The following is a 20530-nucleotide window of genomic DNA, read 5'->3' as shown; positions in this document are numbered from 1 at the left end:
AAGTCCGAGTGAGATCCCCACCCGGACTTGTTAATCATAAACGCTTTTTCGCTCTAAATCAGATTAGGCTTCAGTGTTTTTACGCTTCATTTTTGCACGTAATACCGGACCCACGATCACAGGAAGGATCAAGCCAGCTAGAGCAACAGCCCAAAGAGCGATGCTTAGACCACTGCTCCAAAGCACTGTCCAGTCACCATCAGACAATACTAAGGCGTGACGTAGGTTTTTCTCCATTTCAGGCCCTAACAACATACCCAAAATGATTGGTACAAGTGGGATCTCAATCTTACGCATCACATAACCCATGATGCCGAAGCCCACCATAAAGTACAGGTCGATCGCACTGCCCGTGATCGAGAAGATACCAACCGATGCAATCAAGGTCACAATCGGCATCAAGTACTTAGGTGGAATGCTTAGCAACTTAACAAAGATCCCTACCATTGGGATGTTAAGCAGTAATAGCACCAAGTTACCTACGAATAGCGCAGCGATAACACCCCATACTAGATCAGGGCTTTGCTGGAACAACATAGGACCAGGGTTAACGTTTAAAGAGATCAACATGGCCAACAACACGGCCGTTGTACCACTACCAGGAACACCTAGAGTCAACATAGGTACTAGGGCACCTGATGCTGCACCATTGTTACCGGCTTCCGGTGCAGCCACACCACGTGGATCACCTTTACCAAAGGTGCCCTCTTTGTCTGACGCTTTTTTCTCCAAGGTGTAACTAATGAAGCTTCCCAGAGATGCACCCGCACCTGGCAATACACCAGACACGAAGCCTAATAAAGCACCACGAAGCGAAGCAGGCATAATAAACAGAATGTCTTTAGCCGTTAGCTTCAATTTGTTTAGTGCCACTTGTTTAAGGCCGTCACCCGCATGTTGCTCAAGGAAGAAGAACAGCTCTGAGATGGCAAACAAACCAACGATTGCAATCAGGAAGTCCACACCTTCGAATAAGTGAAGGTTGTTAAACGTGTAACGCTGAACGCCAGATGAGATATCGATACCCACAGTAGCGATCATTAGACCCAAAGCAGCAGCGATTAAAGTCTTGAATTGGTTTTTACCTGTGATACCGCCAAGTGTCGCAAACGCCAAAGCGAACAATGCAAAGTACTCAGCAGGACCAAATTTCAAAGCGAATTTCGCCAAGATAGGTGCCAAGATCACCAAACCAATGGTGGCGATGAAGCTACCAATAAAAGAAGCGATTGCAGACGTTGCCAAGGCTTCTGCAGCCTTGCCCTTGAGCGCCATCGGATAACCATCCAAACAGGTCATCATGGCTGGCTCATCGCCTGGAATGTTCAATAGGATGGACGAAATACGACCACCATACATGGCCCCCGCGTACACAGAGGTCAATAAAATCAAAGAAGACGTTGGCGATAGACCCAAGCTAAACGCCAGAGGAATCAGGATCGCTACACCGTTTGCAGGGCCAAGTCCCGGCAAGGCACCAATAAGCGTACCCAAGATCGCACCGATGAGTGCAAATAAAAGGCTTTCTGGAGAAAGAGCAACCGCGAAGCCTTGCATAAGTAGTTCGATAGTACCCATAACTTACAGCCCCAAAATACCAGAAGGAAGCGCTAGCTCAAGCAAGCGAGTAAACAATACGTAGATCACAACCGATGTGATGACACCCGTTAATAGGCTCTTCACTGGCGTTGCCCCCATTCTCCAACATAAGAATGCTACAGCAGGTGTTGCAGACAATACGAAACCTAGATGCTCAAGGGCGAAGGCAAACAAAGCCAATACCACACACACCACGCCAAGCTCGATCAACATTGACACAGCAGGCCATTTCACATCTTCATCAGGTTTGATCACCATGTACACAGCACCAATACCCAAAATAATGGAAAGCAAAATTGGGAACGTTTCTGGGCCGACAGCTTCTTGGCCACCGAATGGTACGGGGAATTGAGATGCTCCATAACCGTAAGCTACGGCTAAAATAAGCAATAGAACCCCGAACACACGATCATTAATACGCATGTTTATGCTCCGAAATAACTAAGGGAAAACGGAGGGGAAGCGGGTTCCCCTCAAAATCAGACTAATTAGCGAATTAGACCGATGTCTTTAGATAGAATTTGAATGTCTAGGGTTTGGTTCTTCACGAATTGAGTGAATTCTTCACCAGACTTCTGGAAAGGCATTAGACCGTTTTTAGTCATCACATCTTTCCACTCTTGAGTACCGCTAAGCTCTTCAACAGTGTCAACCCACCAGTCGTAAGAATCTTGGCTTGCATTACCCGGCACGTAGAAGCCACGCCAGTTTGGCGCAACAGAACTGATACCTTGCTCCATCGCTGTTGGGATCTGATCGAATGGTGCAGGTAGACGCTCTTCAGAAAGCACAGCAAGTACACGTAGGTCACCAGAATCCATGAAGCCTTTTACTTCAGAGATGTCACCAGTAAACGCATCAACGTGACCGCCAACTACTTGTACCAATGCTTCAGAACCACCGCTGAACGCTAGGTAACGAATTTTTGGAAGGTTTTCAACATTTGCTTCTTTTGCTGTGATCAAAACTTTCAAGTGATCCCAGCCGCCTGATGCACTACCACCTGCGAATTTCACCGCACCTGGATTGCCTTTCAAAGCGTCCATCATTTGCTTAAGAGAAGTGTATTTAGAATCTTTGCCGACAGCGATAACGCCGTAATCAGCACCCAGTGTACCGACCCATTTCACTTGGTCTGCATTCATACCTGGGAATTGGCCTTGAGCAAGGCGCGTGGTTGTTGCAGTAGACGCAGCAACAATTAGGGATTCATCTTTGTCACGTTTACTAACAGTGTGGGCGAATGCAACACCGCCACCTGCACCTGCCATGTTGACAGTTTGAACGTTACCTTTGATGTAATCTAAATCTGTAAGTACCTTGCCAACGCTACGACACGTAAAGTCCCAACCACCACCTGGGTTTGCTGGAGCGATACATTCAGCACTGCGAGCTGGCTCGTAGGCATACGCTTGTCCTGCGATAGTTAGAGCGGCTGTACCCGCAACAAGAACAGACTTAACTGACATGGTTTTAAGCATGATTTATCTCCTGCTTTTATTGTTTTTGTATTTAGATAATTAAGAACATCCGTCAATACGAACACCCTATGCGCACAACATACTCCGCTAACCTGTCACGATCCTGTCATCGAACATATTTTTTACACAAAGCAACAAAAAACATGCAACAAGACCCTGCGCCAAGTATCTTTAGGCAAAGTGATATAGAGCCTAGTACAAAAACAAAAAATGCCCATGATGAAATCATCATGGGCATTTTTATTCAGCCATGTGAAGCTTGAGTTAGGCGACGCTGCGAGAAATTAACCGAGGCGTGCTCTGTAAGTAAGCTTCCATCTCAGCCATACCATTAGGCTGATCGACTTTAACCCCAAGATCACGCATGGTACTACCTAATGCATGTAAGGTGCGGAACAGGTTGTGTTCTCGACACTGCTCTCCCATTTGCCCGATGCGCACAATAGGCTGACCGAAAGATCCCGCGATCTCGACTCGATAGACATCGGAAATATGATCACATATCTGTTTTGCTGACAGGCCCTCTGGGATGTTGATACCCACTACTGAATTCAAACGGGCTTTTCCTTGGATAAATAAATCCAAGCCCATTCCTTCAATACCCGCCTGCAAGGCACTAGAACAACGCTCATGGCGAGCGAAACGCTGCTCAAGCGTTTCTTCACAGACCAGTTTTAAGGCTTCATGCAAAGCCATAATGCCAGACACAGGGGCTGTATAATGATAGCCATCTCGGTGCCAAAAGTTTTCGGCTAATTTGGCATCAAAACACCAATGGGTCACAGGCTTAGTGCGGCTTTCAATGGCTTGCCAAGCATCATTAGAAAACGCCACCAAAGACACCCCTGGGATAGAAGACAAACCTTTTTGCCCACCCGTAATGACGCAGTCAACGTTCCATTCATCCATTTTTAGGGGCATGGTGCTCAAGGTACACACCGCATCGACTACCACTAAGCAACCATAGGATTTAGCAATCCCGGCAATTTCTTTTAAAGTGTGGTTACAAACCGTGTTAGAGGTTTCTCCCTGCACCATGCTGATCACTTTAGGACGCACTTGCTCAATGGCCTTTCTAACCCGCTCAGGGTCAGCGGCTTCATGAACAGGAATATGCAATTCATGAACATCTGCGCCAACACGGGTCGCCATTTCCGCCATGCGATGGCTAAAAAAGCCATTATTCAGACAAAGAATCTTTTCACCCGGCTGAAGCAAGTTCACAGCCGACATCTCCATGGCCGCCGAAGCTGGCCCCGCAACACCTAATACCCACTTGGATTCCGTTTGAAACACATAACGCGCCATCTGCTTCACTTGATCAATCACCTTGGCCATGGTTGGGCCTAAATGATTGATAACCACTGAATTGGCTTTGGCGACACGCTCAGGGATAGGTACCGGACCGGCGCCCATCATAAGCAGAGGTTCTTGAGGAAGAATATCGTAAAGGGATTGAAGTTGAGGACGGGGAATACCCGTGGAAGAGTCCATAGTTAGCCTGCCTTTAAATCTGCGAAAATGAAAAATCCATCTCGATTAGCAGAAAAATCTAATATCGAAAAATTCGTTATTTCAGTACAAAACTCGGTGATATTTGGTTTTTCAAAATAATCGTCTGAAATAGTACTGCAAAAAAACTCATTTTAAGAGTCTAGATTTTGAAAAGAGTCGAATAAACCAGAATGCTTATCATCCCCCATATATGCCACTTACTCGCTGTTTCATTAGTAGTATTTTTAACTTTCTGAGGCCACCACCGACTTCAACCTAAACACTCCCACAACAAGCCCACAAAAAGAGCAAAACCACCGCAACAATATTGTGCGCCACAAAATAGAGCACCAAAACAGTGCGCCATGGGTTTTTATTACTCTCCTGCTCCACTCCATTTAATGAAGTAAAACAGAATCTTAGACTCCCTTTGATTCCTCATAAATCCTTGGAGTATGAGTGTTCCTCTGTGCTCAGCTGTCACAAAACTGTGTTGGAAGCCCCTTACACTTTCATTCAATGGCGACCATATAAAACACGCTGGCAAGCTAATTGCTTTAACCTAGTAATAGAGTCGTTTCAAAAATGACTGGGCAAATGGATTTACATACATTTCCATGCCCCTTAAATCAACTTTAGGAGGAAAGGGTGAAGTTCAGAGGGTTAATTGACTTCATCTGATTACATGACATCCAAACTGATCGTATTTACGGATTTAGATGGCACACTACTTGATCACTTTGATTACAGTTTCCAGGCTGCAAGCACTGCACTGACCACACTAAAAACACTGGGCATCCCTTGTGTGATCAACACCAGCAAAACCTACTCAGAACTACTTTCTCTGCGCCAAGACTTACGTCATCGTGATCCATTCATTACCGAAAATGGCGCCGCGGTCTATCTGCCAAAGACTTGCTCACTTCAAGCCACAGATGAACTGCAAAGTCATGGGGATTATTGGGTAAAAGCTTTCGGCCCCAGTCGAGTAAATCTTATTGAGCTGGCTCTCAGTTTCAAAGACACCTATGACTTCACTTGCTACAGCGAATTAACCCCAGAACAACTTGCGGAATACACAGGCTTAGATCTAGCCAGCGCCTCCCTATCACTACAGAGAGAGTTCACCGAACCACTAATATGGAATGACTCTCAAAATGCTCTTGAGTCATTAAAAACAGAGATGGCAAAGCACGGTGTGAAAGTTCAAAAAGGCGGTCGCTTCGTTCACCTTATGGGAGAAGCCTGTGACAAAGCGGTCGCTATGGAATGGCTTAATCAGCAGTACCAAGACAAATACCAAGAACAAACCAAAACTATCGCTTTGGGTGACGGTGAAAATGACGTAGGCATGATTGGCCAAGCCAACATCCCAGTAGTAGTGCGCTCACCAGTACATATTCCACCAGAAATCCCAAACCGATCAGATGTTTGGATTACCGAATCCTATGGCCCAACGGGCTGGAGTGAGGCCATAAATAAGGCACTTGCTACGGAAGGTTACGTATAACAATAATGCTGGCCAAGTCACATTTGGTCATAACGCATACACATGCTTTAGGAGATTAAAATGGGTGATTTCTATCAAAACGGCATCATTACGACACTACACAATCTAGCCAACCGTCCACTGGAAGACATGGAGAATGAGCTCTGCGAATTCGCCAAAAAGCGCCCTCTCGCGTTGATCTTGCCATGCTTGTACTCGGAACTAGAAACCGATGCCATGCCAAACATCATTAAGCATCTTAAAGAAGTTCCCTACCTAGATGAAATCATTATCGGGTTGGATCGCGCCACCGAAGAACAGTACCGCCATGCACTGGAGTTTTTCTCCCAGTTACCACAAAAGCACAAAGTCCTTTGGAATGATGGCCCTCGCTTGCGCGCCATTGATGAAGTTCTAAAAGGCGAAGCTCTGTCTCCATCCGATCCTGGCAAAGGCCGCAATGTCTGGTTTTGTATGGGCTACACCTTGTCCGCTTCGGAAGCCGAATCCGTTGCCATGCATGACTGCGACATCGTCACCTATGACCGTAGCCTATTAGCACGCCTCATTTATCCCGTCGCGAACCCGAATTTTAACTATGAATTCTGTAAAGGCTTTTACGCCCGTACCGCCAACGGCAAGATGAATGGTCGTGTTAGCCGCCTACTCGTGACACCATTACTCTACTCACTGAAAAAAGTTTTGGGGCACTTGGATTACCTAGACTACCTAGACAGCTACCGTTATTCCCTTGCAGGTGAGTTCTCTTTCCGCCGAGATGTAATGACCGATCTTCGCATTCCAAGTGATTGGGGGTTAGAAGTAGGCGTATTGAGTGAGATGTACCGTAACTACTCCACTAACCGCCTATGTCAGGTAGATATTGCCGATGTGTACGATCACAAGCATCAGGACCTGTCAGCAGACAACGATGCTGGTGGTTTGTCTAAAATGTCCATCGACATCACTAAAGCCATCTTCCGTAAGCTAGCAACCAACGGAATCGTCTTTAACCAAGAAACGTTCCGTACTATCAAGGCCACTTATTACCGAGTAGCGCTGGACTTTATTGAGACCTACCGAAACGATGCTGAGATCAACGGTCTAAAATTAGACGTCCATTCTGAAGAACGTGCAGTGGAGTTATTTGCCAGCAATATTATGAAAGCCGGCAACAATTATCTTGAGAACCCAATGGAAGCACCATTCATCCCAAGCTGGAACCGTGTCGTGAGCGCCTTCCCAGGCGTTATGAAGCAGCTTGAAAGTGCAGTTGAACAAGATATGGCTGAGTACGGGCCGAAATCCTAGGCCCTCTCAGACTTGCGACTCTATGGGAGCCCGTGCATAGTAAAAAGATTAACCACCCGACATTGTAGGTAGGTAAAAATGGAATCAGCGCCTCTTTCACACCTTGAGCAACGACTCATAGGACACATTCAAGTTCTGTACCCTCATTTGGATGCAGGGGATTTTACACGCACCTGTTTAACGACCTTTGGCCTTGACCCGAAGACCGAATCCCCAACGCCTCACCGCAACATTTGGGATCAGTCAGACGTCATGCTCATCACTTATGCGGATACCCTGCGAAAGGAAGGCGAGGCGCCACTCAACACACTGCATTCCTTTGTGAAAACAGAGCTTGCCCAATGCATTTCGGCCGTCCACCTACTGCCGTTTTTCCCTTACAGCTCAGACGATGGTTTCAGCGTGATGGATTACACCTCTGTGAATCCCTCATCAGGTAAGTGGCGTGACGTCTCCGCTCTCTCAGAAGACTTTAAAGTCATGGGTGACTTGGTTATCAACCATTGCTCTAGCCGCAGTATGTGGTTTGAAAATTTCAAAGCGGGGGTCGAACCCGGTGCCAGCTATTTCTACGAGGCAGACCCCAATACGGATGTGAGCAACGTAGTACGCCCACGCACCTCACCACTGCTACGGGAAGTACAGACTAAAAACGGCGTTAAGCACGTATGGTGTACCTTCAGTCACGACCAAGTGGATTTGAACTTTGAAAATCCAACCGTGTTACTGGAGTTTTTACGCATCATCCGCCTTTACCTAGAAAAAGGCATTCGTTGGTTCCGCTTGGACGCGGTGGCGTTCCTATGGAAAACCCCAGGCACACCTTGCATCAACTTGCCAAACACCCATGAGATGATTCGTTTGCTACGCTTGATGATTGAGCACTATGCCCCTGATGCGGTGATCATCACGGAAACCAACATCCCTAACCGTGAAAACCTCACCTATTTTGGTAACGCCAACGAAGCCCATCTGATTTATAACTTTTCACTGCCACCACTGCTGATCAATACCCTAGTGTCTGGTAGCTGTGATCACCTTAAAAACTGGCTGATGCGTATGCCGCCAGCTCAACAAGGAACCACCTATTTGAACTTCGTGGCCTCCCACGATGGTGTGGGTCTGCGCCCAACGGAAGGCCTACTCAGTGAGTGGGAGCTAGACAACTTGATCAACACCATGAAACGATTTGGTGGCAAGATCAGCTCCCGCACGACCCCTACGGGTGAAGCCAAGCCCTATGAAATCAACATCAGTTTGTGGGATGCCTTGAGCGGCTCCGTGAGCAAAGGGCCCGACCAATGGCAATTTGCCCGTTTTATGTGTGCAGCGGGAATTCAATTAGCATTAGAAGGGCTACCTGCCTTCTATGTACACTCTCTGTTTGGCACAGAAAACGACCATGAGCGCGTGGGTAATACAGGTCAATTCCGCTCTATCAACCGCCATATTTGGAATATGGACGACCTTGAGCACAAGTTGAACACCCCTACCCATCACCAAAAAGTCTTTAACTCCATACGTGACTTAATCAAGATCCGTCGCTGTCAGCCAGCATTTCATCCGAATGCCACTCAATATGTGCTGCACACAGGGGATAAGCTGTTTGCGTTCTGGCGCCAAAGCCTTGATCGCCGCCAAAGTTTGTTTGCCATTTATAACATTAGCGACGAGCCTCAGACCTTCAACCTAGCGGAATTAAACTTAATTGCTACGGACGACTGGTGGGATCTCATCACCAACCAGAAATACGAAGACCGATTGGCGCACATCACCCTGCGCCCTTATCAGTTCCTATGGCTTGCGAATAAGAAGGGTAAGGTCAAATAGACCTAACGAATAAATACACCTGATAGAGACAAAAATGGCGCCTTAAGGCGCCATTTCTCGTTTCACAGTGCTTGTTAAACCGTTTCTTCAGCAATGTCTTCTGCTAAGAAGCCACCACTTTGGTGAGCCCACAGCTTGCCGTAGATTCCGTTATGAGCCACCAGCTCATCATGGGAACCTTGCTCAACCACTTCCCCCTTATCCAGCACGATCAAGCGATCCATAGCCGAAATGGTCGATAAGCGATGGGCAATGGCAATAACCGTTTTACCTTCCATTAGACGATACAAACTTGCCTGGATGGCTGATTCCACCTCTGAATCCAATGCTGATGTCGCTTCATCCAACACTAGAATCGGGGCATCTTTTAACAACACACGGGCGATGGCGATACGTTGGCGCTGACCACCAGATAACTTGATACCCCGCTCCCCCACCATGGCATCATAGCCAGTATTACCTTTCGGATCGGTCAAGCTCAGAATGAAGTCGTGGGCCTCCGCCTTTTTCGCGGCGGCAATCATTTCTTCTTCCGTAGCGTCAGGCTTACCGTATAGCAAGTTCTCGCGAACCGTACGATGCAACAAGGACGTATCCTGAGTCACCATCCCTATGTTTGCCCGCAAGGTTTCTTGCTGAACCTTGCTAATATCTTGGCCATCGATACGAATGGTACCGCTTTCAATATCATGGAACCGTAGCAAGAGGTTCACAATGGTGGATTTACCTGCACCAGAGCGACCAACCAACCCCACCTTCTCACCCGGCTTAATGGCCAGATTCAATTGATCAATCACCTTGATATCACGCTTGCCGTAATGGAAGTTCACTTGGTCAAATTCAATGGCTCCATGGTTCACCGTCATAGGCTTTGCGCCCGGTTCATCTTGAATCGTGAGGGGCTTAGACAAAGTCCCCATGCCATCGGCCACCATACCAATGTTTTCAAACAGAGAGCTTACCTCCCACATGATCCATTGGGACATACCATTCAGACGCAATGCCAAACTCACCGCAATCGCGATAGCGCCCACACTGATCACACTACTCATCCATAACCCTATCGCCACGGCAGCGATCAAAAAGGCTAAGAAGTAATTCAAACTCTGGACACAAAAGTTCAACCCAGTCACATAGCGCATTTGCTTATGTACTGTCTTTAAGAAACCATCCATGGATTCTTGCGCATAGTCCACTTCCCGCTGGTTATGGGCAAACAGCTTCACCGTTTGGATATTGGTGTAGCTGTCTACAATGCGCCCCGTCATGTTGGAACGAGCGTCCGCTTGTTCTTCTGAAATACGCTTTAGTCGAGGCACAAAATACAACTGAATCGCAATGTAGCCTCCGAGCCATAACAACATGGGTAACATTAGGCGATAGTCGGCTTGAGCAATGAGTACCAACATGGAAATAAAGTACACAAGGATGTACATCAACACATCCAACAACTTCATGACGGTTTCACGCACCGCTAGAGAGGTTTGCATCACTTTAGTCGCCACACGACCAGCAAAGTCATCTTGAAAGAAACCAACACTTTGGCGTAAGACAAATCGGTGAGACAACCAGCGGATGCGCATCGGGTAATTACCCAACAAGGTTTGATGCACTACCGCCGAATGTAAAAACGTCACCAGCGGCATCGCCACAAGCACCAATAAAGACATGCCAATCAGGCGACCACTTTCATCGGACAAGAATGTTTCTGGGTTCTTGGTGACCAGCCAATCCACCAACTGCCCCATAAAACTGAACAGCACCACCTCAAGAATCGCAACCGTCGCCGTCAGCAGTGACATTATGATCAAAGGGATCTCTGCACCACGGGAGTAATACCGGCAAAAAGCAAACAATGTTTTCGGCGCTTCTTCGGGCGCATGGGATGGATAAGCCGAAAGCCAACGTTCGAAGAGTTTTAACATAACAACCTAATTCATTTTGGCAGGATAAAATGGGTCACAAGTGAATCATAGTTCTTAGATGATAACTATAAGATCGAGCTTTTTAATTACCAGTTAAGCCGTATTTCCTCAATTTACCATAGGCAGGTTAAGTCTCCCCACCTATAATTGATACACTCAACTAATGAACTATTTTTCTATTAAAAACGGAACCTTATGCAGCTTACCCTTCCCATTATTATCGTACTAGGCCTACTCGCCGGACTCACACCTCTCGCGATTGATGCCTACCTTCCAAGCTTCCCCTCCATCGCAGAGAGTTTAGACCAAGACATCTCACACATTCAGCTAACACTCAGTATTTATCTCCTGTTTTTCGCTATTTTTCAGATTTTCTATGGCCCTATTTCAGACGCTATTGGCCGTAAGAAAACCATTTTTATGGGACTGATTGGCTTCATGATTGGTTCTGTGGTGTGTGCTCTGGCAGGTAGCTATGAAACTCTCATTATTGGCCGTATTATCCAAGCCATCGGCGGTGCGGGTGTAGCAGTAAGCGTTCCAGCCATGGTAAAAGACAACCTAACCACCAATCAATTCGCTAAAGCCATGTCCATGGTGATGCTAGTGATGGCACTCGCCCCTCTGGTTGCGCCAATTTTAGGTGGCACCATACTGGTGATTTCAAGCTGGCACGGTATTTTTATTTTCCTTGCCCTCTTATCCATTGTGGCAATGTTCCTGTTTAACCGCTTAATTCCGGAAACATTGCCTCCGGAAAAGCGTTCTCCCCTATCGTTCAGTAATTCTTTAAAAAACTACGCCCAGTTGGTTAAAAACCCATTTGTCTTAGGCTACATCATTTCAGGGGCTTTCCATTTTGCGGGCATGATGTGTTTTGTCACTGGGGCATCTTTTGTCTACATCAAGCTGTATGGCATTGATGAAGGCCTATTTGGCTTCTTATTTGGCTTAAACGTCATCACCATGATGATCGCGACGACCATCAACAGCCGTACAGTAGAGCGTCTAGGCATCGACCGTTTAATGCGTTACGCCATGTACTTCCTTATCGCGGACGCCGTCTATCTTTTAATTCTTTGCTTTATGGACAAACCGCCGCTGGCAGCACTTGTGTTGGGCTGCATGCTGTTCACAGGCCCCATAGGTATTCTAGGTAGCGGCACCATGGGCGGTGCCATGCGCCGAGCTGGCTCACTAAACGGCAGTGTCGCAGCCCTTGCAGGGACCATTCGATTTTCTACCGGTGCTTTAAGCGGTGTGGTCCTCAGTGCCGTCCATAATGGTACTTTTGTGCCAATGTTAAGTATCATGAGCGCTTGCGGTTTAATTTCCTTTATTTCTTACCGCATTGTTCAGCGCCATGAAGCGCGTACCCCTTTTATTGAATCTTAAACATAGAGTTGACTATGCTGACTTCACAAACATTGATCGAACAACTAAACACACAACCTGAAACAGTGGCTTTTCAGGACGTAATCGCTGTCATTGATAACGAATACACCTTTACACCCACAGCATTCACCAATGGTGAGCAAAAGAATGATGCCAATGAAAACAACGGCTCCTGCAAAATCTTGTCTTTTGCCAAGCTAAACCAGCTGTCGAGCGAATCTACGCTGCACCTATTTGGCGATTTTTACCGTAAGGATGTCCTGGAACACCCTACCGCCACTGATCACCAGAACATTCGCCAATTCATCCTTAATGGCTGGAATGGCGTGGCATTTGAAGGCCAGGCACTCACGGTTAAGTAACCGATCACTGCAGGCAAAGTAGTCCATTCAACAGACTGCTTTGCCTAGCTATCTCCCCTCTGGCCCCCTTTTAGATTCGTGCACTTAAGGGTGACGAATGAGACAAAAATCTGTTATTGCTATAGGCAACTCCGATCTTGTTAGAGGTTCATAATGGATTTAGTCGTATTTGATCTCGATGGCACTCTGCTCAACCAACATCAGCAGCTATCTCCCGTCACCATAGAGACCCTTAATCGAATGAAAGCGGCAGGCATTGCCTACACCGTAGCCACAGGGCGTACCCATCTTGCAGCTCAGCCCTGCTTAGCAGGTCATGACTTCCCCCTTTGGCAGATCTATAAAAACGGTGTGGAATGGTGGCACCCAGAAACACAGAGCTATCGCCATCACGGTATTTTATCTCTGGAAGCTCTCACTCATACATTAGAGCAGTTCTCAGCACATAAGGTGACACCCTTTATCTTTTGCCTTGAACCCAATGGCCAGCAATCCGTCTTCCATGAGCCTCCCAGTGACCGGTACGCACAGTCAGTTTTCGAGGAACTTTCCAGTCATGCAAACGTCACCTTAAAAACACTGGAGCACATGCCTAACGATGCCCAAATCATTAATATCAGCGCATTAGGTCACCCAGATCCTTTATCAGACATTGTCAAAGGCTGCCAAAATCAAGAGCATTTAATCGCTTACAGTGGTGGGGGCATCTATCATCCACAAACCCATTGGATAGACATTCACCACAGCAGTGCATGCAAAGGTTCCGCCATTGCCAAACTAAAAGAAGAGCTTAACGCCTCGAATGTCATCGTATTTGGGGATGGGGATAATGACCTGACAATGTTCTCAATGGCAGACGAGGCCTATGCTACAGCGAATGCGCCTGACTATGTTCAAGCTCAAGCCAAGGGGACAGTAGGTCATCACAATGAAGATGGTGTGGCGAAATTTTTAATGGAACGATTTCAGCTTTGAAGCATCCAATGCCTAGTACATTGGTCGTAATGTTACGTAATTGCAACAAAACGGGCTTTACGTGAGGAAGACTTTAACTCATAGTTAGTCTGTAAACTGAAAAGTGGAGAGAGATTATGTTTGAATTTACCCTGTTCATCGTTGCCATTGTCGGTGCGTTTGTAATGGTACGTTCATTAGCTGACTACGCATCTCAACCAAAGATGAAAGCACAACCAATCAAAGTTGAGAAACAAAAGACCACCCGTCGTCCAAACAAACGCTACCCATAATCATTGCCTACTCCGCTATGAGGCCTTAAGGTCTCAAGCGGCCCTCAGGTAATGCCATATTCCTTTAGCTTACTCGCAATTGAACTGTGACTGACGTTCAGGAACTGAGCGAGTTTACGTGTGCTCGGATAACGTGGATACAGTTTTCTTAGTAACTCTGCCTCATAAGCTTTCAATGTCTTGTCCAACGAGTTGTCCATTAATTCAATAGGCATAGACTCACTGACTTCGATGGGTAAATCATCCACATCAATGACACCTTCTGTGGCAATGTTTGCTGCCTGAGCCAGACAAGCCTCCAACTCTTTAAAATTACCCGACCAATGATGCACCTTCATTAATGCCATAGCTTCTTTAGAAACGCTCACCGACGGCAACCCTACTCGCTCTACCAACGAATCAAGCAATCCCTTAACGATGTTGCTAAGATCTTCTCGTCTTTGACGCAAAGGTGGTACATCCATCTGAAAAGAGTTCACCGAGTAAAACAGCTCTGGCAACAGATCCGGCATATGGGCCAATTCAGAGGCTTTCATTCGTGACAATGCAATCACTCGGGTCGGTGACTCCTCTTGATAAAGCTTTTCTGGTTGCTCCGCGAGCCAACGGGCAAGAAAGATCTGACAAGGTTTAGACATGCGCTCAAAGTCTTCTACCACGACCCAGGCATTTGTTTTCAGCACTTCTGTTAACTGCTCTACCGTCAGTAAAGAGCCTGACACCTGTCCCAAACGGGCGTCTAATTCCAGATGGCGTGTCTTCCATTCATTAAACAGCGTTTGAACAATATGCTTTTTGCCAGTGGCTAATTCCCCTGTTACCAACATTGGAGTATCGTTTTCAAAATAGGCTTGCGCCACCTTAAAGAGCTTTAGCATGGTCGGGCTCTTCACTACCTGATCCCCTAGGGGATTACCTAAGGAAGAAAGTGCTGCTGGCGCTTTACGCAAGCTGGATGTCTGCCGCTCTAATCTTTGTGCTGAGCGAATGTGAATAACGCCTCCAGCACACACCAGCGCTTCCGTTTCGTTTGAAACAAAAAATGGCTGCATTTCTAACAGCACTAGCTGACCATTAAGCCGTACCCGTTTGGTGACACCACTTCCCAAGTCTTGCCAATCTAATCGCTCAAAGGGCACGCTGCGAATGAAATCCCCTAAAGGATGACCGATCAGCGCTTCTCTCGCGACCCCAATGTCTTGAACGGCTCGGCGAGTGGCCAAGGTGACATTACCCGCTAGATCGACCGCCACAACCCCATCAGGCAAGGCTTCCATAAGGGTTAGCAAAGCATTTTGTTCTCGTTCTGACGGCGTAAAGTTAACGGTTTTTACATCGTCTACGCCTGACAAGCGTCGCAAATCTGACAGCAAACGCTGCAGTTGTCGAAACTCGATATCATCAAAACCCACATACAGACGTCCAGCGGTGCTATCGATCTCGATTCGACGCATATCAATGCCATAAGGAATCAACAGATCCAATACCTCTCGGGCCATGCCGATACGATCTTCACAACGGATTTCTAAGCGCATTCATGTCCCCATGCCTGAGTTGATTTCGCTATAATTTACCATAAATTCCCTTAGTCTAAGGGAATGATCAAAGATCCCTAGGTCACAGCCAGCAACCTAGAACAAACATCATACTTCTGTCTAATCTAACGAAAACCCTCGTTCTATTCATACAGAAAATGAAGTAACATGTGCGGCCATTAGTTTGAGAAATGGGCCACCTATGCAGCTAGATAAAATTGACCTGAATTTACTCAGGTATTTAGATTCTCTTTTACGTGAACAAAATGTCACCCACGCTGCAAATCAATTAGGCATCACTCAACCGGCCATGAGTAATGGTCTGCGTCGTCTACGAGATTTATTTCACGATCCTCTCTTGGTACGCACCAGCGATGGCATGATGCCCACCGCCCTAGCTATCCAACTACAGCCCCGTGTTCGTACCATTCTTCAATCCGTTGATGAAGTACTGCATCTGGGCCATAACTTTGAAGCAGAATCCAGCTCTCGCGTATTTCGCATTATGGCCAGTGACTATGCTGAGGCAACCCTGATCCCTCCTTTAATGGAGAAGCTACAAACCGAAGCACCAAACGTCATCATGGACGTTATGAATCCCAGTGATGTGAGCTTTCACGATGTAGAGAAAGGCAAGGTGGATTTGGTTATTAACCGTTTTGAAACTCTGCCCCAGTCGTTTCACCAAAAGTCTGTATGGGTAGACCGTTTCTCTTGCCTTGTACCTAACAATGATGCCTTCGAAGGTGAACTTACCTTAGAAAGATATTTGGAATCGCAACATGTCTGGGTCAGCAAGACAGGCTTCGGTGTGGGCGTTGGCATTCAGCCAGAAGAAGTTCAAAAGCTAGGCTGGGTTGACTCTACCCTAGCGGAACAAGGCCACAAACGAAACATTCGTCTGTTTACTCGAAATTATAATGTGGCCATGCGCGCTACTGAGCAGTTAGGGCTTGTGGCGACCCTGCCGTCCCTTGCGACCCATTTAATGAAAGGCAATCCAAACGTTCGCGTGGTTGAGCCACCGTTTGAGATCGATCCTGTGGAGCTCAAGATGTTATGGAGCCCACTATTGCAACACGATCCAGGCCATATCTGGTTACGCTCAACCATTGCTGGCTGTGCCAAGACCATTGCAGAAAAAGCGCACTTGTAAGTGCACTGAGACGTACCAAGTCTTCAGGAAATTTTCTAGCCTTCATAAAAAAGCAGCCCTATGGCTGCTTTTTCATTAGAAGAGTACATTCACTTGTTACGGCACCGTATGCAAACGTACTTCCGCTTCCAGAGCATTGGATACGGTCACATTTAGATCGGTTATATGGCCGTCTTGAATGCTATAACACCAACCATGTACGACAAGGTCCTGACCTCTCTTCCAAGCATTTTGGACAATACTGGTTTGGCAGACGTTGGCGACTTGCTCGATCACATTCAACTCACACATACGATCGAATTTTGCTGGAAAGGTGTCTAAGCTATCCACTTCAGACTTATGTAGACGGTACACATCTTTAATGTGACGCAGCCAGTTATCAATCAAACCAAATTCATTGGTTTCCATGGCGGCCTTAATGCCACCACAACCATAATGTCCTACCACCATAATATGGCGAACTTTTAAGACGTCTACTGCATACTGGATCACAGATAGGCAATTTAAATCCGTGTGCACCACCACATTTGCGATATTACGATGCACAAACACTTCCCCCGGCAAAAGATCAACAATCTGATTGGCGGGCACACGGCTGTCGGCACATCCGATCCACAGGTATTCTGGCTCCTGTTGTTGGGACAACTTTTCAAAGAAGTGCGGATCTTCTGCCGTAACCTTCGCCGCCCAATCGCGATTTTTATCAAATAAGGGGCGCAATCTATCTGGCATTATGGGGTTCCTTGTTTTTTAAACCAACGTAACGAGATATCTGCCGTGAGGTGTATTTCGGTCAGAGCCAACGCTGCCTGGCGACCGGCATAGGGTGCCTTATGAATATGGGGGGTCATGCTGAGCAGATTGCCAATTTGCTCTTGGCTATCTAGATGAAATTGGAACTGATAGGAAGAGGCCTGCACCAAGTCAAAGCCGGTAATTCCCTCTTCAAACGTTTGTTTAAAGGGACGAATCTCGGGGTATAACACGTTGCGCAGCTCTATCAAATGCTGCGGGCCAGATTCAACCAATAACAACCAGCCCTCCGATTGCAACACTCGAGAAAACTCACTTTCTACCGGAAAACCAAAGGCACATACCACGCAATCAAAATACTCTGATGCGACGGGGATATGGGCATTACTTCCCACCACCCAAGCTAACTCTTTCGACTTTTTACTGGCGGATGTAATCGCCCATTTGGAAATATCCAAGCCCGTGCCAGTAAGCTGTGTTCCCAAGGCCTGCTTTAACCAATGCAAGTAATAGCCCTCACCACAGCCTGCATCCAGTAACTTAATCGACTTTTTGGCCGTAAGCGCTTCTGGCATGGAATCAAGAACCCCTTGAATAATGGGATCATAAACGCCAGTCATCAGCAGATTTTGCCGTGCAGCGACCATTGCTTTGCTATCACCAGGATCTTTCGAGTGTTTGTTTTGCACTGGCAACAAATTAATGTAGCCCGTTTTGGCTAGGTCATAACTGTGGTTAGCACTACAGGTTAGAGTTCGTCCAGATTGCGTCAACGGTTGCTGATCGATTGGACACAGTAAATGGTCTAGATGAGACACTCAAACTCCCAATGTGGCGGTCGCGGTTTTCAATCAGGGGATACTATCAAAAATACAGGCAAAAAACGCCTAGGGAGGCAGGTTTTCTAATACTTCAGGAGCTATTGAATATTGGCAACCAACCGCGGAGCTTGATAGCGTTGGCTGGTGAGATAATGAGAAAAGTCATCGCTACTCATCGGGCGGGAGTAAAAGTACCCTTGCACTTCTTCACAGTCGTAGCCCACGAGTACGTCTTTTTGCTGTAGGCTTTCGACCCCTTCTGCAATCACCTTGAGATTCAAGCTGTTAGCCATCGCAATGGTCGCTTTGACGATGGCATCATCGTCCGCATCGACCCCCAAGTCTTGTACAAAAGACCGATCAATTTTAAGGGTCTGAATTGGGAATTTTTTCAAATAAGCCAATGACGAATAGCCAGTACCGAAGTCATCTATCGACAAGCTTAAGCCCATAGCACGGAACGCATGAAGTTTGTCTATGGTTTGATTAGCGTCGGCCATCAACATGCTTTCCGTAAGCTCTAGCTCAAGGTATTTAGGGTCGACCCCTGTTTCTTGCAACACAGATCTCACCATCTCCACAAGATTCGGCTGCATAAACTGACGGCTTGATAAATTGACGGACAAACTAATCGGAGCATGTCCCTGCTCACGCCATTCTTGCAACTGGCGACAAGCCCGTCGAATCACCCATTCCCCTAAGGGCAAAATTAACCCACTCTCTTCCGCAATGGGTATAAAGTGGTCTGGGGGAATCATCCCCAGTTCAGGGTGATTCCAGCGTATTAAGGCTTCTGCCCCCACTGTCAGCTCATCAGATAGGCGGATCTTGGGCTGATAATGGAGTTCAAACTGTTCTTCATCTATAGCTTTACGTAAACCGCCCCCCAAAGTCATGTAGGCACGATGACCATCACTCATAAAGTCATCGTAAACACGATAACCATTATGAGCGGCTTCTTTGGAGCGATACATGGCTGCATCGGCATTTTTCAGCAAGGCATCTGCATCTGTCCCATGCATGGGATAACAGGCCACACCAATACTGGTGGTAATTAACATTTCCAAATCCGAAACCGGATAAGGGGTTACCCCAGTACTATTAATCCCCCGGGCAATGGCCTCCAACTCTTCTATAGATGATACATGCTCAGTCACCACCACAAATTCATCTCCCCCAAGCCGATACAAGCAAGAGCGGGAAGGAATTGTGGCTTTGATTCGGTCTGACACTCGCTGTAACAACTGATCACCCACACGATGACCAAAGGTATCGTTAACCACTTTGAATCCGTCTAGATCGAAATAGAGTATGCCAAACATACGATCACGTTTTTTCGCCGTGACCTGTGCTTTGGCCAACTGCTGATAAAGAAGATGACGATTAGGCAATTGCGTCAAGCTGTCGTAATTCTGCATTCGGTACAGTTCGACTTCATAATCTCTCAGGGCCTGTATGTCTTGAGCAAACATATGAACACACTGGGTTTGGGGCTCCATATGGGCCTCAATGCGGTACCAACGAACGCCTTCCTGGGTAGATAATCGGATCTCTTGTTCCAAATGCCCTGATTCGCTCAAACGCTGAGTAAAAGAACTGGCAGCACTGGATACGGCAAACAACTCTCGAATATTGCTCACGCCAGAGAAGCAAGACTCAGCGAGGGTACTAAAGGAAACCTTGCGCCCCTGCTCATCGAAAGATAAAAACGCTAAAGACTGAAATAAATCTGATGCTGGCAGGTCAACAGAAGTAGAGGGCTTAAGAGCCACAGTTGGGGAACAAGGTTGCGCTTGTACTGCAAAGCCAATTCGATCAGCCCCCAGTGAAATCTGTACTGCATCACAGCGATAAGGCAAGGCCTCTTGATCGTGCATAAACCAGTAAAAACGGGTCTTGGTAGGCGTATCAGGAAGGTTAGCAAAGGCCGTTAATTGTTGCTGTAGTTTTCGATCGATACACACCAAGCCTGCTTGATCCGCCCCAAGGGACGCACCAAACACTGAGCGAGCTTCGGCACTGCTCCAAGAGACAGTTCCTTGAGCAAGATCGATTACCCATGCCACTTTGGGAGCATGAGACGGAATTTTTTCTACAACTTCAGACATTCAGGTTTATGCTACTTCTGCTAG

Annotated in this window: 17 protein-coding genes; 8 read left to right on the top strand and 9 right to left on the bottom strand. The window is 46.9% G+C overall.

Annotated features, from left to right (window positions below; all coding sequences use genetic code 11):
• Positions 1-63: 63 nt before the first annotated feature.
• The 4 genes from ACFQ45_RS04280 to ACFQ45_RS04265 all read right to left on the bottom strand — a co-directional run bounded on the left by ACFQ45_RS04280 (position 64) and on the right by ACFQ45_RS04265 (position 4574).
• A complete protein-coding gene (locus ACFQ45_RS04280; RefSeq protein ID WP_377365669.1) occupies positions 64-1578 on the bottom strand; it encodes a tripartite tricarboxylate transporter permease in 1515 nt (504 codons plus the stop codon).
• Positions 1579-1581: 3 nt separating this feature from the next.
• A complete protein-coding gene (locus tag ACFQ45_RS04275; protein WP_377365667.1) occupies positions 1582-2022 on the bottom strand; it encodes a tripartite tricarboxylate transporter TctB family protein in 441 nt (146 codons plus the stop codon).
• A 65-nt stretch (positions 2023-2087) separates the two neighbouring features.
• The gene (locus tag ACFQ45_RS04270; RefSeq protein ID WP_377365665.1) at positions 2088-3080 is read right to left on the bottom strand and encodes a Bug family tripartite tricarboxylate transporter substrate binding protein; all 993 of its coding nucleotides are present in this window, start codon (positions 3078-3080) and stop codon (positions 2088-2090) included.
• Positions 3081-3344: 264 nt separating this feature from the next.
• Positions 3345-4574: a pyridoxal-phosphate-dependent aminotransferase family protein gene (locus tag ACFQ45_RS04265; RefSeq protein ID WP_377365663.1), complete on the bottom strand. Its 1230-nt coding sequence runs from the start codon at positions 4572-4574 to the stop codon at positions 3345-3347.
• A gap of 667 nt (positions 4575-5241) precedes the next feature.
• Between ACFQ45_RS04265 and ACFQ45_RS04260 the strand changes: the two genes are divergently transcribed.
• The 3 genes from ACFQ45_RS04260 to ACFQ45_RS04250 all read left to right on the top strand — a co-directional run bounded on the left by ACFQ45_RS04260 (position 5242) and on the right by ACFQ45_RS04250 (position 9204).
• The gene (locus tag ACFQ45_RS04260; RefSeq protein WP_377365661.1) at positions 5242-6084 is read left to right on the top strand and encodes an HAD-IIB family hydrolase; all 843 of its coding nucleotides are present in this window, start codon (positions 5242-5244) and stop codon (positions 6082-6084) included.
• Positions 6085-6144: 60 nt separating this feature from the next.
• Positions 6145-7374, top strand: a complete 1230-nt coding sequence (locus ACFQ45_RS04255; protein WP_377365659.1) for a glycosyltransferase family protein — start codon at positions 6145-6147, stop codon at positions 7372-7374.
• 78 nt (positions 7375-7452) lie between these two features.
• Positions 7453-9204: an alpha-amylase family glycosyl hydrolase gene (locus ACFQ45_RS04250; RefSeq protein WP_377365657.1), complete on the top strand. Its 1752-nt coding sequence runs from the start codon at positions 7453-7455 to the stop codon at positions 9202-9204.
• A 74-nt stretch (positions 9205-9278) separates the two neighbouring features.
• On the opposite strand, the gene ACFQ45_RS04245 is transcribed toward ACFQ45_RS04250, so the two are convergent.
• Positions 9279-11129: an ABC transporter ATP-binding protein gene (locus ACFQ45_RS04245; RefSeq protein ID WP_377365655.1), complete on the bottom strand. Its 1851-nt coding sequence runs from the start codon at positions 11127-11129 to the stop codon at positions 9279-9281.
• Positions 11130-11324: 195 nt separating this feature from the next.
• Here ACFQ45_RS04245 and ACFQ45_RS04240 point away from each other — a divergent pair, with 195 nt between their 5' ends.
• The 4 genes from ACFQ45_RS04240 (at position 11325) to ACFQ45_RS04225 (ending at position 14133) form a co-directional block, all read left to right on the top strand.
• Positions 11325-12524, top strand: coding sequence for a Bcr/CflA family multidrug efflux MFS transporter (locus ACFQ45_RS04240; RefSeq protein ID WP_377365653.1), 1200 nt, complete (start codon positions 11325-11327; stop codon positions 12522-12524).
• Positions 12525-12538: 14 nt separating this feature from the next.
• Positions 12539-12886 carry a HopJ type III effector protein gene (locus ACFQ45_RS04235; protein ID WP_377365651.1) on the top strand — a complete coding sequence of 116 codons (348 nt, stop codon included), beginning with the start codon at positions 12539-12541 and terminating at the stop codon, positions 12884-12886.
• A gap of 153 nt (positions 12887-13039) precedes the next feature.
• Positions 13040-13861 (top strand): HAD-IIB family hydrolase, encoded by an 822-nt coding sequence (locus ACFQ45_RS04230; RefSeq protein WP_377365649.1) that lies wholly within the window; start codon positions 13040-13042, stop codon positions 13859-13861.
• A 116-nt stretch (positions 13862-13977) separates the two neighbouring features.
• The gene (locus ACFQ45_RS04225) at positions 13978-14133 is read left to right on the top strand and encodes a hypothetical protein (RefSeq protein ID WP_377365647.1); all 156 of its coding nucleotides are present in this window, start codon (positions 13978-13980) and stop codon (positions 14131-14133) included.
• A gap of 44 nt (positions 14134-14177) precedes the next feature.
• Here the strand turns inward: ACFQ45_RS04225 and ACFQ45_RS04220 are convergent, their stop codons facing one another.
• Positions 14178-15668, bottom strand: coding sequence for a TyrR/PhhR family helix-turn-helix DNA-binding protein (locus ACFQ45_RS04220; RefSeq protein ID WP_377365645.1), 1491 nt, complete (start codon positions 15666-15668; stop codon positions 14178-14180).
• 202 nt (positions 15669-15870) lie between these two features.
• Here ACFQ45_RS04220 and ACFQ45_RS04215 point away from each other — a divergent pair, with 202 nt between their 5' ends.
• Positions 15871-16824 (top strand): LysR family transcriptional regulator, encoded by a 954-nt coding sequence (locus tag ACFQ45_RS04215; protein WP_377365643.1) that lies wholly within the window; start codon positions 15871-15873, stop codon positions 16822-16824.
• A 96-nt stretch (positions 16825-16920) separates the two neighbouring features.
• Here the strand turns inward: ACFQ45_RS04215 and can are convergent, their stop codons facing one another.
• The 3 genes from can to ACFQ45_RS04200 form a co-directional block, all read right to left on the bottom strand.
• Complete coding sequence (gene can, locus ACFQ45_RS04210) at positions 16921-17556, bottom strand: carbonate dehydratase (protein WP_377365641.1); 636 nt, start codon at positions 17554-17556, stop codon at positions 16921-16923.
• Positions 17556-18395: a putative RNA methyltransferase gene (locus ACFQ45_RS04205; RefSeq protein WP_377365639.1), complete on the bottom strand. Its 840-nt coding sequence runs from the start codon at positions 18393-18395 to the stop codon at positions 17556-17558. Before ACFQ45_RS04205 ends, can begins: the two co-directional genes overlap by 1 nt.
• Before the next feature lie 101 nt (positions 18396-18496).
• Positions 18497-20506: a putative bifunctional diguanylate cyclase/phosphodiesterase gene (locus ACFQ45_RS04200; RefSeq protein WP_377365637.1), complete on the bottom strand. Its 2010-nt coding sequence runs from the start codon at positions 20504-20506 to the stop codon at positions 18497-18499.
• Positions 20507-20530: the final 24 nt, after the last annotated feature.

The sequence above is a fragment of the Rhodanobacter aciditrophus genome, from assembly GCF_042679525.1.
GTDB lineage: Bacteria > Pseudomonadota > Gammaproteobacteria > Pseudomonadales > Marinomonadaceae > Marinomonas > Marinomonas aciditrophus.
The sequence above is the reverse complement of the archived record's forward strand: the minus strand, read 5'-3'. Positions and strand labels throughout refer to the sequence as shown.

Bases quoted from the DNA above. Each gene is read 5' to 3' on its own strand.
- ACFQ45_RS04280 (WP_377365669.1), bottom strand. From the start codon at position 1,578: ATGGGTACTATCGAACTACTTATGCAAGGCTTCGCGGTTGCTCTTTCT.
- ACFQ45_RS04275 (WP_377365667.1), bottom strand. From the start codon at position 2,022: ATGCGTATTAATGATCGTGTGTTCGGGGTTCTATTGCTTATTTTAGCC.
- ACFQ45_RS04270 (WP_377365665.1), bottom strand. From the start codon at position 3,080: ATGCTTAAAACCATGTCAGTTAAGTCTGTTCTTGTTGCGGGTACAGCC.
- ACFQ45_RS04265 (WP_377365663.1), bottom strand. From the start codon at position 4,574: ATGGACTCTTCCACGGGTATTCCCCGTCCTCAACTTCAATCCCTTTAC.
- ACFQ45_RS04255 (WP_377365659.1), top strand. From the start codon at position 6,145: ATGGGTGATTTCTATCAAAACGGCATCATTACGACACTACACAATCTA.
- ACFQ45_RS04250 (WP_377365657.1), top strand. From the start codon at position 7,453: ATGGAATCAGCGCCTCTTTCACACCTTGAGCAACGACTCATAGGACAC.
- ACFQ45_RS04245 (WP_377365655.1), bottom strand. From the start codon at position 11,129: ATGTTAAAACTCTTCGAACGTTGGCTTTCGGCTTATCCATCCCATGCG.
- ACFQ45_RS04240 (WP_377365653.1), top strand. From the start codon at position 11,325: ATGCAGCTTACCCTTCCCATTATTATCGTACTAGGCCTACTCGCCGGA.
- ACFQ45_RS04235 (WP_377365651.1), top strand. From the start codon at position 12,539: ATGCTGACTTCACAAACATTGATCGAACAACTAAACACACAACCTGAA.
- ACFQ45_RS04230 (WP_377365649.1), top strand. From the start codon at position 13,040: ATGGATTTAGTCGTATTTGATCTCGATGGCACTCTGCTCAACCAACAT.
- ACFQ45_RS04225 (WP_377365647.1), top strand. From the start codon at position 13,978: ATGTTTGAATTTACCCTGTTCATCGTTGCCATTGTCGGTGCGTTTGTA.
- ACFQ45_RS04220 (WP_377365645.1), bottom strand. From the start codon at position 15,668: ATGCGCTTAGAAATCCGTTGTGAAGATCGTATCGGCATGGCCCGAGAG.
- ACFQ45_RS04215 (WP_377365643.1), top strand. From the start codon at position 15,871: ATGCAGCTAGATAAAATTGACCTGAATTTACTCAGGTATTTAGATTCT.
- can (WP_377365641.1), bottom strand. From the start codon at position 17,556: ATGCCAGATAGATTGCGCCCCTTATTTGATAAAAATCGCGATTGGGCG.
- ACFQ45_RS04200 (WP_377365637.1), bottom strand. From the start codon at position 20,506: ATGTCTGAAGTTGTAGAAAAAATTCCGTCTCATGCTCCCAAAGTGGCA.